Here is a 13,343-nt window from a genome sequence, read left to right as displayed (position 1 = left end):
GAGGCCCTTGCCCAGGGGTCGCCACAGAAAGTCAGGCAAACCCCGGCAGGCCGTCGCCTGCTCAGTGCTTGCCCGGCGCCAGGGCCTTGCCGCGGCGTTCCCAATGGATGTAGGCCTGCAGGGCCACCATCTCGTCCGAGTCGAGTGGCAGCGGCGCCGACTCCAGGGGATTGCGGATGCACCAGTTGATCATTTCGCCCAGCGTGGCGACCTTGCCCAGTTGTTGCTGAAACTTGGGATAGGTCTCGGGATGGGTGTTGGTGGCGTTGGGGTGGCACTGGTCGCAGGAGACGGTGTTGGTACTGCGCAGCCCGCCATGGAAAAGCCGTTCGCCGCGTTGTACCACGTGCTGGAATTCCTTCTCCCAGCGTTGCAGATCGGCGGCAGTGAATTCGTCGGCCAGGGCAGGCAGGGCGGGGAACAGGCCTGCCAGCAGGATGGAGCAGATCGTGGAGATTTTCATGTTGGTTCCTCCGCGGCTCAGTAGTGGTTCTGGGGTGGGATGCGCTTGGCCGGATCCTGGTAGCGGGTGTCTACCGGTCTGCCGGCTTCCGGGTCGAATACCACCGAACGGTTGGTGTTGTTGGGCAGCTGGTAATGCATGTCCACCCGTCCGCTATGCAGGTTGATGAATTGCCAGCCGGTGGCATCCCGCTCGAAGAAGGGATCGGCACGGTTCATGGGGACGGTGAGCTTGGCCAGGTGACTCTGGGCCTGGTTGTAGGTGGCCGGGTAGGGCCAGGGCCAGGCGGTGGCCATGACGGCGTGAAAGCTGATGTTGCCGATCTGGTTGTACTGGATCTGGTGTACGTGGCCGTAAATCACCGTGGCCTTGTCGAAGCGCTTGAGGAGGGCCTGGATCTGTTCGGCGTCTTCGGTCCAGAAGTTCCAGCCCTTGTAGATCTTCTGCAGAGGGGAATGGGAAAACACCACCACGGGCGTGCGGCTGCTCACTTTCTCGAGGTCGGCCCTGAGCCAGCGGCGCTGGGCTTCGCCGACCATGAAAGGTGAGCCGCGGGGATTGTCCAGGCGGGCCATTTCCAGCATGCGCGACATGCCGCTGTCCCATTTGCGGTGCATCCAGTCGGACCAGGTGAGAATGGAGTTGAGTACCACGAAGTGCACGCCCTTGTGGTCGAAACTGTAGTGATCGGGGCCGAGCTGGCGGCGCCAGTAGTCGCCCAGATCCAGATAGTAGTCATGTTCGCCCATCACGTAGTGCACTTTGCCGCGCAGCCCCGCCAGCAGTTCCAGGCCATGATCGATTTCCTCCCGCTTGCCGAGCTGGGCGATGTCGCCGCCGTAGACGATGAAGTCGGGGCGGGGATCGAGCAGATTGGCTTCGGCCACTGCACGGCGCAGGCCTTGATCCCAGTTGCGCACGAAGCGGTTGCCGTCGATGTGCGTGATGTGTGAGTCCGAGAGAAAGGCGAAGGTGAAGTTCTGCGGGTCGTTGCGGCCGAAGGCCACTTCGACGAGGCTGAGGGGCAGGGTGCCCATCGCGCCGAGTGCGCCGGCGCGTTTGAGGAATTCGCGTCGTGAAAGCCGTTTGTTGGACATGATGTTTTCCTCCTCCGGGGTCAGCGGCCGGCCAGGCGGGCCACGTCGGGGCTGGTCAGGGCGTTGAGGAAGGCCACCAGATCGGCCTTTTCCCGTGCGTTGAGATTCAGCGGGCGGATGCCGCCGCTGAGGAACGGCGAGAGGGGATCTTCGGGTCGCAACCGCCCGCCATTGTTGTAGAACTCCACGACCTCCTCGAGGGTGGCGAGACTGCCGTCGTGCATGTAGGGCGCGGTGAGGGCGATGTTGCGCAGCGTGGGCGTCTTGAAGGCGCCGACCTCGGTAAGATCTTCGGTAACGGCAAAGCGACCAAGTTCCGAGGCCGCCTTCTCGGCCAGTACGGTCTTGTCCACGTCCGCGCCCGCCCGCTTGGCGCGCACGAAGCGTTCGGCGATCTCCGCTTCACGGCCACGAATGGTCTTGAAGCCGACACCGATGTTGTGGAAGCGGTTGTCGATGAACAGGGCTGTGGTTTGTTCCACGCGATGGCAGGAGACGCAGCGGCCCTTGCCGACAAAGAGGGCGAAGCCCCGTTTCTGGGCGGCAGTGAGCGCTTTTTCGTCGCCGCCGTAGCGCCAGCGATCGAAAGGACTGTCGCCACTGATCAGCGTTCTTTCGAAACTGGCAATGGCCTTTGCCACGTGATCCATGGTGATGGCCTCCGGTGCCACTGCGAAGACTTCCCGGAAGGCCTTGCGGTAGCCTTCGTCGCTGCGGATGATCCGCAGAAGGGGCTGGTGATCGGGCAGGCCACCTTCCACCGGATTGATGAACGGCTGCCGGGCCTGGCCTTCCAGATCCGGTTCGCGGCCATCCCAGAACAGGCTGGTCATGTAGGCACTGTTGAGTACGGTGGGCGCATTGCGCGTGCCGGTGAGATTGCGAAAACCCTTTGACACCGGCAGGTTGTCGGCGAAGGCCTTCTTCTCGTCGTGGCAGGTGGCACAGCTCACCCGGCCGTCGGCGCTGAAGCGCTTGTCCTCGAACAGGCGTTTGCCGAGGGCGATCTTGGCCGGTGTCTGGAGATTGTCGGCGGGGATGGGAACCGGCGGCAGGCCGAGGGGCGTGGCGGAAAGGCCAGGGGAAAGCAGGAACAGGCCCAACAGGAGTGACAACGAACGCATCATGACAGCCTCCTCCTTGTTTGGATTTAATCTAAGACTAGTTCTAAATCTCGGGTTGTCAAGGAGGCAGGTGACGCAAAGCGTGGCGATTCAGGAATTCGGGAACCAGTTCTTGCGAAACGGCCGGTAGAAGGCCGGATCCTCGCTCACGGCTCCGCGCAGGCCGACCACGGCGGTGGCGAAGCGGCCGGCCCGGTGCAGGGTGGTCCCGGTGGGCCAGTCCAGCAGCAGGCCGGCGATGAGCACGCTGGCGAAGGCGTCGCCCGCGCCCACCGTGTCGATCACCGGCGTGGCGGGCTCGGGGACGGTACGCAGGGGCCGCTGGCCCGGGGCGTGGAGCACGGCGCCGCGCTCGCCGCGGGTGATGATCACCTGCTCGGCACCCGTTGACTGGTGCAGGGCCTCGGCCCGTTCGGCCAGTGGGCACTCGTCCGGGTGCAGGCGCCGCAGTTCGTCTTCGTTGAGTTTGAGCCAACGGGCGCGGGCCATGAGGGCCGTGGTCGCTGCGGTGGACCACCAGGGGGTGCGCAGGTTCACGTCCAGGAACAGGGGCAGGGGCCCCTGGAGCAGACGATCCACGGTGGCCGCGGAGGCCGGCGAGCGGCGGATCAGGGTGCCGGTATAGACCAGGCCGGCCTCCGGCAATGGCGGCAGGGCGTTGGGATCCAGCCGGTCCCAGGCCCGTTCGGCGAGGATGTCGAACTGCGGTTCGCCCTCTTCCAGCCGAACCCGGACTTCGCCGGTGGGCCAGTCGGGATCCGTTTGCAGGCCGCGGGTGTCCATGCCCCGTTCGTGCATGGCCGCGCGGATGCGCGCGCCGGCACGGTCGGCGCCCACCCGGCTGATCAGCAGGGGATCGAGGCCGAAGGCGGCCAGGTGCCAGGCCACGTTGAAGGGCGCGCCGCCGAGTACGGCGCGGCCGTCGGGAAACCGGTCGAACAGTACCTCGCCACACAGCACCGGGCGGGGTCGGGTATCGGGCATGTCACACTCCGGCAGGACGGGCCCGGCAGAATACCCCATGGCGCGCGGCGGGCAAAAAAACCGTCCGATTCGTGTTCATTTGTACCAAAGTCGAGTATAATGCGCGGCTATTTTGGCGCGCCGTCTGCGCCAACACCTTGATTATCCGGGAAAACGACCCTTGTTCGCGGCCGCAGGCCGCATGCGATCCAACCCTTCCAGAGTACCGACATGACTGATCTCAGCAAATACCGCAACATCGGCATCTTCGCCCACGTGGATGCCGGCAAGACCACCACCACCGAGCGCATCCTCAAGCTCACCGGCAAGATCCACAAGACCGGCGAGGTGCACGAGGGCGAGGCCACCACCGATTTCATGGAGCAGGAGCGCGAACGCGGTATCACCATCCAGTCCGCCGCCACCTCCTGTGAGTGGAACGGCCACCGTCTGAACATCATCGACACCCCCGGACACGTGGACTTCACCATCGAGGTCTACCGCTCGCTCAAGGTGCTCGACGGCGGCGTGGGCGTGTTCTGCGGCAGCGGCGGCGTGGAGCCCCAGTCCGAGACCAACTGGCGCTATGCCAACGAATCGGAAGTGGCGCGGATCATCTTCGTCAACAAGCTGGATCGCATGGGGGCCGACTTCTACCGCGTGGTCAAGCAGATCGAGGACGTGCTGGGCGCCAACCCGCTGGTCATGGTGCTGCCCATCGGCATCGAGGACGAGTTCAAGGGCGTGGTGGATCTGCTCACCCGCAAGGCCTGGATCTGGGACGATTCCGGCGATCCCACCAAGTACGAGATTACCGAGCCGCCGGCCGAGATGGCCGACCTGGTCGAAGAGTGGCGCGAGAAGCTCATCGAGACCGCCGTGGAGCAGGACGACGAGATCATGGAGAAGTACCTCGAGGGCGAGGAGCCGAGCCTCGAGGAAATCCAGAAGTGCATCCGCAAGGGCACCATCGCCCTGGACTTCTTCCCCACCTATTGCGGCTCGGCCTTCAAGAACAAGGGTGTGCAGCCGGTGCTCAACGCGGTGGTGGACTATCTGCCCAATCCCACCGAGGTCAAGCCCCAGCCCGAAATCGATCTGGAAGGCAACGAGACCGGCGAATACGCCATCGTCGATCCGGAGCGCCCGTTCCGCGCCCTGGCCTTCAAGATCATGGACGACCGTTTCGGCGCCCTGACCTTCACCCGGATCTACTCCGGGCGCATCAAGAAGGGCGACACCGTGCTCAACACCGCCACCGGCAAGACCGAGCGCATCGGCCGCATCGTGGAGATGCACGCCGACTCCCGCGAGGAGCTGGATTCCGCCCAGGCCGGCGACATCGTGGCCCTGATCGGCATGAAGAACGTGCAGACCGGCCACACCCTCTGCGATCCCAAGAACCCCGCCACCCTTGAGCCCATGGTCTTCCCGGATCCGGTGATCTCCATCGCCATCGCCCCCAAGGACAAGGCGGCCTCCGAGAAGCTGGGCGTGGCCCTCGGCAAGATGGTGGCCGAGGACCCTTCCTTCCGCGTCGAGACCGACGAGGACTCGGGCGAGACCATCCTCAAGGGCATGGGCGAGCTGCACCTGGACATCAAGATCGACATCCTCAAGCGCACCCATGGCGTGGAGGTGGAAGTGGGCGCCCCGCAGGTGGCCTACCGTGAAACCATCACCCAGCGGGTCGAGGACAGCTACACCCACAAGAAGCAGACCGGCGGCTCCGGCCAGTTCGCCAAGATCGACTACATCATCGAACCGGGCGAGCCGGGCAGCGGCTTCCAGTTCGAATCGCAGGTCACCGGCGGCAACGTGCCGCGGGAGTTCTGGCCTGCGGTCGAGAAGGGCTTCCAGACCAGCATGGAAAAGGGCGTACTCGCCGGCTACCCGACCCTGGACTTCAAGGTCACCCTGGTGGACGGCGGCTACCACCCGGTGGACTCCTCCGCGGTGGCCTATGAAATCGCCGCCAAGGCCGCCTACCGGCAAACCATGCCCAAGGCCGGCCCGCAGCTCATGGAACCGATCATGAAGGTTGACGTGTTCACCCCCGAAGACCACGTGGGTGACGTGATCGGCGACCTCAACCGCCGCCGCGGCATGATCAAGTCCCAGGAGCCGGGGGCCACCGGCGTGCGCATCAAGGCCGAAGTGCCGCTGTCCGAGATGTTCGGTTACATCGGCGATCTGCGCACCATGACCTCCGGTCGCGGCCAGTTCTCCATGGAGTTCCTCCACTACATGCCGTGCCCCAAGAACGTGGCCGACGAAGTGATCAAGGAAACCCTGGAGCGCCAGGCCAAGGCAAGCTGAAGCCTGCGGCCTGCGCCGCGGACACGGGCCGGGTCGCGCAAGCGGCCCGGCCTTTTTTCGTGTGGGCAGCGTGTCTTGGGTCGTCCGGCAGTTCGTGGCAAGATGAAAATCTCGAACGGAGAGAAAAGCGATGGACAGTAAAGCGGCTGAAATTCGTCTCACGGCCTATTCCCACGGTTCCGGCTGCGGCTGCAAGATCGCGCCGGCCACGCTGGAGACCCTGTTGCGGACGGAGGCGGCGCAGTCGGTGCCCGAGGCCCTGCTGGTGGGGAACCACACCCGGGACGATGCCGCGGCCTGGGACCTGGGCGACGGGCAGGTGATCCTCTCCACCACCGATTTCTTCATGCCCATCGTGGACGATCCTTTCCGTTTCGGTCAGATCGCCGCCACCAATGCCATGAGCGACATCTATGCGATGGGGGGGCGGCCGCTGATGGCGATCGCCATCTTTGCCTGGCCGCTCGACAAGCTGCCGCCGGAGGTGGGCCGCGAGGTCATCGCCGGCGGCCGTGCCGCCTGCGCCGAGGCGGGCATTCCGCTGGCCGGGGGCCATTCCATCGATGCCCCGGAACCCATCTTCGGTCTGGCCGTGACCGGCCTGGTGCGGCGCGAGCATCTGCGACGCAACGATACCGCTGGTCCGGGCGACCACCTGTTTCTCACCAAGCCGCTTGGCATCGGCATCCTCTCCACTGCCCAGAAGCAGGGAAAGATCGCCGCCGCGGATCTGCAGCTTGCCGTGGAGCAGATGTGCACGCTCAACCAGGCCGGCAGTGCCTTCGCGACGCTGGAGGCTGTCACCGCCATGACCGACGTGACCGGATTCGGCCTGCTCGGTCATCTGGCGGAGATCTGCCAGGGCAGTGGCGTGGGGGCGCAAATCGAATGCGAGCGGGTGCCGGTGATGCCGGCGGCGCGGCGGTATCTGGCCGAAGGCTGTGTTCCCGGAGGGACGCAGCGCAACTTCGACAGTTACGGGCAGCATATCGGACCCATGAGTGACGCGCAGAAGGCGCTGCTGTGCGATCCACAGACTTCGGGCGGGCTGCTGGTGGCGGTGCGCGAGGGGGGTGTCGAGGCCTTCCTGGCGCTGGCGCGGGAACACGGACTGGAACTTGAATCGATCGGCCGTCTCACCGAGGCGGGTGATCCCCTCATTCGCGTCACATGAGCGAACTGCCCCTGTTCGACGACTTCGAGCGCATCGTGCTGGAGGCCCGTCCGCTCATCGATACCCGGGCGCCGGTGGAGTTCGCCGAAGGGGCCTTTCCCGGCGCGGTGAATCTGCCGCTGATGACCGACGAGGAACGCGCGCAGGTGGGCACCTGCTACAAGCGGCAGGGCAACGCGGCGGCGGTGCGTCTCGGCCACGAACTGGTGAACGAGACGGTGCGCCGCCCGCGCATCGCGGCCTGGGCCACGTTCTACCGGGAACACCCCAACGCCCTGCTGTACTGCTTCCGCGGCGGCCAGCGTTCGGCCATCGCTCAGCGCTGGCTGGCCGAGCACGAGGGGCAGGTGATTCCCCGCCTGGCCGGCGGTTACAAGGCCTTTCGCCGCTACCTCCTCAACCAGCTCGAAGGCGAGTTGCCTGCCTGGCTGCGGGAGCGGCCCCGTTTCGTGCTCGCTGGCATGACCGGATCCGGCAAGACCCGGCTCTTGCGGCATATTCCCCACAGCATCGATCTCGAGGCCATCGCCCACCATCGCGGCTCGGCCTTCGGCCGGCATCCCGATCCGCAACCGACCCAGATCGCCTTCGAGAACGCCCTGGCCTACGCCCTGATCCGCTATCGCCACGAGGCCCATCCCTGGCTGCTGTTCGAGGACGAAGGCCGCAACATCGGTGCCCGCTATCTGCCGCCGCCCCTGCATGCGGCCCTGTACGAAGGGGCGTCGCGGATCGTGCTGGAAGCACCCTTCGAATCCCGGGTGGACATTACCTTCGACGAATACGTGCGCGAGGCCCAGGCCGAATATCGCCGCCGCCACCCCGATGCCGGCTTCGAGACCTGGCGTGCGGCCATGCAGGAGAGCATGCGGCGGATCCGCAAACGCCTGGGCGGCGAGCGCCATGCGCGGCTGATCAGCCTGTTCGATGCGGCCTGCGAGGCCCAGTTGCGGCAGGACGACGTCGATGCCCACCGCGACTGGATCGCCTTCCTGCTGCACGAATACTACGATCCGATGTATCGCTACCAGCTCGAGCGCAATCCCCGGCCGGTGATCTTCCGGGGCGAGGCGGCCGCGATCCGCGCCTGGCTCGAGACGCAGGCAACCTGACACCGGCTGACAGCCCGGGCCGGTTGTGCCGGGGCTGTGCCATACTCCCGCAGGAACGCGGAGGAGAAACGGCATGGCGCTGGTTCGACTGTTTCGGATTGGTATGGCCTTCTGGGGGTATCTGTTCTGGCTGCTGCTGGTGCGTCTGCATCTGTGGCGGCCGAAGGAGACGCCGGCGCGGCGGCTGAGCCGCCTGCTGGAGCGTCTTGGCACCACCTTCGTCAAGCTCGGTCAGGCCGTGGGCCTGCGGCGGGATCTGTTGCCCGAGGCATATGTGCAGGCCCTGGAAAGCCTGCAGGATCAGGTGGCGCCCTTCCCCGGCGAGCTGGCCGTGCGCGAGATCACGCAGGCCCTGGGGGCGCCGCCCGATAGGCTGTTCGCTGCCTTCGATCCCGAGCCGCTGGCCTCGGCGTCCATCGCCCAGGTGCATTGTGCACGCCTGCATGACGGCACCGAGGTGATCGTCAAGGTGCGACGCCCCGGGATCCGTCAGCAGGTGGCGCAGGACCTGCGTCTGCTGCGGCTTGCCGTGCGCACCTTTCAGGCGTTGTTGCCCTTCCTGCGCCGTTATCGCCTGCTCGAGCTGCTGGACGAGGCGGCCCAGAGTCTGCGCCAGGAGATGGACTTCCGCCAGGAGGCTCGCTCCATCCAGCGGTTTCGCGAAGCCTTTGCCGACTGGGAGACGATCAACGTGCCGGCGGTGTTCGAGGAACTGTCCACCGAATCGGTTCTGGTGCAGGAACACAGCGGCGGCCGACGGGTGGACGATCCGTCCCTGCGCGAGGCGGGGCCACGCCTGGCCCGCCACTTTCTCGAGGCCTACATGCACCAGTTCTTCGTGCTTGGCCTGTTCCATGGCGATCCGCATCCGGGCAACCTGTTCATCATGGACGATGGCCGGATCTGTTTTCACGACTTCGGCCTGGTGGGCTTCCTCGATCGGGATACCCGGCGCAGCCTGGCGGCCTTCATGAGCGCCTTCGTCCAGCAGGACGCCGACTGGCTGCTCGATGCCTATCGCGATCTGGGTATCCTGACGCCGGCGCTGGACGAGCGGCGCTACCGGGCCGGGCTCGAGAAACTCCTGGCCGATTACGCCCGCCTGCCGCTGAAGGACTGGTCCTTCGCCGAGGCCTTCATGCGCCTGGTCAGACTGGGCCAGGGGCGGGACGTGCGCCTGCCGCGCAATCTGCTGATCTTCATGCGCACCCTGTTTCTCATGGAAACCACGGTGCGCAGCCTGGATCCCGGCTTCAACCTGGTGGACGGCCTGAGCGAGCAGGTGGAAAAGGTGGCGAAGCAGGCGACCCGGGAACAGATGGGGCGGGGCCGCGAACGGCTTGGTTTCGAGGCGGGCGTGACCCTGCAGGATCTGCCCAACCTGCTGGGCAAGGGGCTGCACAAGCTGCGCCGGGACGGGGTCGAGATCCGCCTCAATCACCAGGGTCTCACGGAGCTGGAGCGGCACCTGGATCGGGCCAGCAACCGCCTGGCACTGGCCCTGGTCACCCTGGGCCTCTACATCGCCAGCGCCCTGCTGATGCAGATGGAGGCCGGACCGCGCCTCTGGGGCATGCCCCTCACGGCCATGCTTGGCCTGGGGCTGGCGCTGGGGTTCACCCTCAGGCTGGCCCTGGCCATTCGTCGTTCCGGGCGGCTCTAGCCTGGATATGGCACCAAGTCGAGGACGGACGAAAAACCGTTGCGTAATAAAGCTTTGTTGAGATTGGTAGACGATTTTTCCAGAGGCGCTTTGTTCCGCCCGTCCTCTGCGCCGGCCCTTGCGGCTTTGGTGGCAGATCTTCCCTGGTCTGCCCCCTGCGGGCGCGCTTTGCGTAGCCGTTCGTAGGGGGGAGGAGACTAGCCATGGGGAATCGACTGGGCATCGACGGTTGCGCTGCCGGCTGGTTTGTCGTGGCGCTGGGGGAGGATGGCGAGATCCGCTGGCGTTGTGAACGTATGCTGGTCGAGGTGTTAGAGGGGGAGAGGAGGCCCTGGCTGGCCCTTATCGACATGCCCGTGGGGCTGGCGCGAGGAGCGCGGGAGTGTGACCGTCTGGCCCGTGCGCGCCTGGGTACCCGGCGCAGCAGTGTGTTTTCGCCACCGGCACGCGCCACTCTGGCCGCCCGCGATTACGCCGAAGCCCTGCGTCTCAACCGTCAGCACGCTGGCACCGGCCTGTCGAAGCAGGCCTGGAACATCGTGCCGAAGATTCGCGAAGTGGATGCGCTGCTGCAGGCACAGCCGGCGTTGCGCGGTTGCTTGCGCGAGAGTCATCCGGAACTGGCGTTCGCTTCGCTCAATGCAGGCGAGCCGATGGCGCACAACAAACGCACGGCGTCGGGCCGCGAAGAACGCCTGCAGCTACTGGAAGCCCGTTTGCCGGCAGCGCGGCGCTTTCTCGAAGACGTTCTGGCAAGCACCCGGCGTCGGGAGGTGGCGGCCGACGACGTGCTCGATGCGCTGGTGCTGGCGGTGCTGGCCCGGGAAGGAGAGGGGCGGCTGGCCACCCTGCCTGCGCAACCGCCACGGGACGAAACCGGGTTGGCGATGGAGATGGTGTATCGGGAATGGGAGGGCTGGGGGCAGACCTGTACACGCCGCGGATGATGGGTGGAGGCGCGGCGCAAGCCGCGATGAATGGGGAGCCATGAACGCGGGTGTTCTCGTCCCTTGGCCCTCGTCACGCGTTTCGGCATGGTGGGTCGCGACTTGCGCCGCTCCTCCGGGGGGAGCACATTCAAAGTCGCCGGTGAGATTCAGGTGCGGCGGCGGACCTCGGTGACGTTCGGGAGCTGGCCGAGGCGGGCCAGGACGCGGCTGAGCACGCCGAGATCGGGCACCTCCACGGTGATCACCATGTGGGTGGTGTGGGTGCGGCGCCGGGTGGTGGTGTTGACGGCGGTGATGTTGAGCTTTTCGTTGGCCAGCACGGTGCTCACGTCGCGCAGCAGGCCCTGGCGGTCGAAGGCCACCAGTTCGATGTCCACGCTGTAGTGGCCGGCGGCCTGTTCCGGGCCCCAGTCCACTTCCACCAGCCGTTCCGGGTGTTCCGCCACCGTATGCAGGACGTTGTGGCAGTCGCGGCGGTGGATGGAGATCCCTTGGGTTCGGGTCAGGTAGCCGACGATGGGATCGCCCGGGACCGGTTTGCAGCAGCGGGCGAACTTGGTGAGCAGATCGCCCACGCCGTGCACCTGGATCTCGCCGCCGTGCCGCGGCTCGCGCGGTTCGCGCAGCACGGGGGCGGTGGGTTCGTCCGTGGCCGGGGGCGGGGGGGCGAGCAGACGCTGGGCCGCGTTGACGATCCGTGCGGGCCGGATCTCGCCGATGCCCACCTGGGCGAGCAGATCGTCCACGCTGTTGCGCCCCAGTTCGCGGGCCAGTTTTTCGTAGGCCACGTCGCCCAGGCCCACGCGGCGCAGCTCCCGCTCCACGATGGCGCGGCCGGCGGCCACGTTCTGTTCCTGGTTCTGGCGGCGGAACCAGTGCTGCACCTGGTGGCGGGCGCGGCTGGTGGCCAGGTAGCCCAGGGCCGGGTTGAGCCAGTCGCGGCTCGGGCCGCCTTTCTTCACGGTGAGGATTTCCACCCGGTCGCCGGTGGCGAGCTTGTGGGTGAGGGGCACCATGCGGCCGTTGACCTTGGCTCCCCGGCAGCGGTGGCCCACCTCGGTGTGGATCCGGTAGGCGAAGTCGATGGGCGTGGCCCCGGCGGGCAGATCGATGATCCGGCCCTGGGGCGTGAACACATAGACCCTGTCGGCGAACACTGCCGACTTGAACTGGTCGACGAATTCGCCGGCGCCGCTGACTTCGTCCTTCCATTCCAGCAGTTGCCGCAGCCAGGCGATCTTCTCGTCGAAGTCGCTGTCGGACTGCGCGCCTTCCTTGTAGCGCCAGTGGGCGGCCACGCCGTATTCCGATTCCCGGTGCATCTCCCAGGTGCGGATCTGCACTTCCACCACCTTGCCTTCGGGGCCCACCACGGCGGTGTGAATGGAGCGGTAGTGGTTTTCCTTCGGGGTGGCGATGTAGTCGTCGAACTCGCCCGGCAGGTACTGCCACTGGGTGTGCACCACGCCCAGCGCCGCATAGCATTCGGGAATGGTGTCCACGTAGATCCGCACCGCGCGCACGTCGTAGATCTGGTGGAAGGCCTGGCGCTTGCGCTGCATCTTCTTCCAGATGCCGTAGATGTGCTTGGCCCGACCGCGGACCTCGGCATGGATGCCGACCGTGTCCAGCTCCTGTTGCAGGTGTTCGACGAAGCGGGCGATGTAGGCGTCCCGCTCCACCCGGCGTTCGGCGAGCTGGCGGGCGATGGCCCTGTAGGCGTCCGGGTTCAGGTAACGGAAGGCCAGATCCTCCAGCTCCCACTTGATTTGCCAGATCCCGAGCCGGTTGGCCAGCGGGGCGAAGATGTCCATGGTTTCGCGGGCGATGCGCTGCTGCTTGTCCGGCGGCAGGGCCTGCAGGGTGCGCATGTTGTGCAGGCGATCGGCCAGCTTGATGAGGACCACCCGCACGTCTTCGGCCATGGCCAGCAGCATCTTGCGCAGGTTCTCGGCCTGCAGATGCTCGCGGCTGTCGCGGCCGTCCTCGCGCAGGCTGGAGATCAGGGCCATCTTGGTCACGCCGTCCACCAGGCGGGCCACGTCCTCACCGAAGCGTGCCCGGAGGTCGTCGAGGGTGACGTGGGTGTCTTCCACCGTGTCGTGCAGCACGGCGGCAATCAGGGTATCGGTGTCGAGGTGCAGTTCGGCAAGGATGCTGGCCACGGCCAGCACGTGACGCACGTAGGGCTCGCCCGAGGCCCGGGTCTGGCCGGCATGGGCCGCTTCGGCCAGGGCGCAGGCGTCGTTCAGGCGTGCGAGTTCGGCCGGCGCGAGACGCGCGCGCAGGCTGGCGAGCCATTCGGTCGCCTCGGACGGGGCCTCCGCGGCGAGCTGGGACTGTTTGCTGGCGGTGCTGACCATGTGTTCATTATGACAGCATCGGCGGGCAAAGGTTTGCTGACGGCAGATACAAGGGGAAAGGGACAAGAGGAAAGGGAAGTCGGTAGGGCGGCTCAAGCGTAGCGGAGCCGCCATC

The 13,343-nt window shown here is 66.2% G+C and carries 10 protein-coding genes; 5 read left to right on the top strand and 5 right to left on the bottom strand.

Going from position 1 to position 13,343, the window contains the following annotated elements; genetic code table 11:
• Positions 1-61: 61 nt before the first annotated feature.
• From ACZ5BH_RS05005 to ACZ5BH_RS04990, 4 genes are all read right to left on the bottom strand, one after another.
• Positions 62-463, bottom strand: coding sequence for a c-type cytochrome (locus ACZ5BH_RS05005; RefSeq protein WP_464890817.1), 402 nt, complete (start codon positions 461-463; stop codon positions 62-64).
• A 17-nt stretch (positions 464-480) separates the two neighbouring features.
• A complete protein-coding gene (locus tag ACZ5BH_RS05000; RefSeq protein ID WP_464890816.1) occupies positions 481-1,560 on the bottom strand; it encodes a metallophosphoesterase in 1,080 nt (359 codons plus the stop codon).
• A gap of 20 nt (positions 1,561-1,580) precedes the next feature.
• The gene (locus ACZ5BH_RS04995; RefSeq protein WP_464890815.1) at positions 1,581-2,687 is read right to left on the bottom strand and encodes a cytochrome-c peroxidase; all 1,107 of its coding nucleotides are present in this window, start codon (positions 2,685-2,687) and stop codon (positions 1,581-1,583) included.
• A gap of 87 nt (positions 2,688-2,774) precedes the next feature.
• Positions 2,775-3,668 (bottom strand): carbohydrate kinase family protein, encoded by an 894-nt coding sequence (locus tag ACZ5BH_RS04990; RefSeq protein ID WP_464890814.1) that lies wholly within the window; start codon positions 3,666-3,668, stop codon positions 2,775-2,777.
• Positions 3,669-3,878: 210 nt separating this feature from the next.
• Between ACZ5BH_RS04990 and fusA the strand changes: the two genes are divergently transcribed.
• The 5 genes from fusA to ACZ5BH_RS04965 all read left to right on the top strand — a co-directional run bounded on the left by fusA (position 3,879) and on the right by ACZ5BH_RS04965 (position 10,862).
• Entirely contained in the window at positions 3,879-5,966 is a 2,088-nt protein-coding gene (gene fusA, locus ACZ5BH_RS04985) for an elongation factor G (RefSeq protein ID WP_464890813.1), read from the top strand.
• Between the two features lie 130 nt (positions 5,967-6,096).
• Positions 6,097-7,140: a selenide, water dikinase SelD gene (gene selD, locus ACZ5BH_RS04980; protein ID WP_464890812.1), complete on the top strand. Its 1,044-nt coding sequence runs from the start codon at positions 6,097-6,099 to the stop codon at positions 7,138-7,140.
• The gene (mnmH, locus tag ACZ5BH_RS04975; RefSeq protein WP_464890811.1) at positions 7,137-8,252 is read left to right on the top strand and encodes a tRNA 2-selenouridine(34) synthase MnmH; all 1,116 of its coding nucleotides are present in this window, start codon (positions 7,137-7,139) and stop codon (positions 8,250-8,252) included. Before selD ends, mnmH begins: the two co-directional genes overlap by 4 nt.
• 73 nt (positions 8,253-8,325) lie before the next feature.
• Positions 8,326-9,915: an ABC1 kinase family protein gene (locus ACZ5BH_RS04970; protein WP_464890810.1), complete on the top strand. Its 1,590-nt coding sequence runs from the start codon at positions 8,326-8,328 to the stop codon at positions 9,913-9,915.
• A gap of 203 nt (positions 9,916-10,118) precedes the next feature.
• The gene (locus tag ACZ5BH_RS04965) at positions 10,119-10,862 is read left to right on the top strand and encodes a DUF429 domain-containing protein (protein WP_464890809.1); all 744 of its coding nucleotides are present in this window, start codon (positions 10,119-10,121) and stop codon (positions 10,860-10,862) included.
• A gap of 149 nt (positions 10,863-11,011) precedes the next feature.
• Here ACZ5BH_RS04965 and relA read toward each other — a convergent pair whose 3' ends face one another.
• Complete coding sequence (gene relA / locus ACZ5BH_RS04960; RefSeq protein WP_464890808.1) at positions 11,012-13,228, bottom strand: GTP diphosphokinase; 2,217 nt, start codon at positions 13,226-13,228, stop codon at positions 11,012-11,014.
• Between the last annotated feature and the right edge of the window lie 115 nt (positions 13,229-13,343).

The organism is Thioprofundum lithotrophicum (assembly GCF_055387065.1).
This window is presented reverse-complemented; position numbering and strand designations above follow the sequence as displayed.

What these genes read in the sequence shown, in the direction of transcription:
- ACZ5BH_RS05005 (WP_464890817.1), bottom strand. Translation starts at nt 463, where the DNA reads ATGAAAATCTCCACGATCTGCTCCATCCTGCTGGCAGGCCTGTTCCCC.
- ACZ5BH_RS05000 (WP_464890816.1), bottom strand. Translation starts at nt 1,560, where the DNA reads ATGTCCAACAAACGGCTTTCACGACGCGAATTCCTCAAACGCGCCGGC.
- ACZ5BH_RS04995 (WP_464890815.1), bottom strand. Translation starts at nt 2,687, where the DNA reads ATGATGCGTTCGTTGTCACTCCTGTTGGGCCTGTTCCTGCTTTCCCCT.
- ACZ5BH_RS04990 (WP_464890814.1), bottom strand. Translation starts at nt 3,668, where the DNA reads ATGCCCGATACCCGACCCCGCCCGGTGCTGTGTGGCGAGGTACTGTTC.
- fusA (WP_464890813.1), top strand. Translation starts at nt 3,879, where the DNA reads ATGACTGATCTCAGCAAATACCGCAACATCGGCATCTTCGCCCACGTG.
- selD (WP_464890812.1), top strand. Translation starts at nt 6,097, where the DNA reads ATGGACAGTAAAGCGGCTGAAATTCGTCTCACGGCCTATTCCCACGGT.
- mnmH (WP_464890811.1), top strand. Translation starts at nt 7,137, where the DNA reads ATGAGCGAACTGCCCCTGTTCGACGACTTCGAGCGCATCGTGCTGGAG.
- ACZ5BH_RS04970 (WP_464890810.1), top strand. Translation starts at nt 8,326, where the DNA reads ATGGCGCTGGTTCGACTGTTTCGGATTGGTATGGCCTTCTGGGGGTAT.
- ACZ5BH_RS04965 (WP_464890809.1), top strand. Translation starts at nt 10,119, where the DNA reads ATGGGGAATCGACTGGGCATCGACGGTTGCGCTGCCGGCTGGTTTGTC.
- relA (WP_464890808.1), bottom strand. Translation starts at nt 13,228, where the DNA reads ATGGTCAGCACCGCCAGCAAACAGTCCCAGCTCGCCGCGGAGGCCCCG.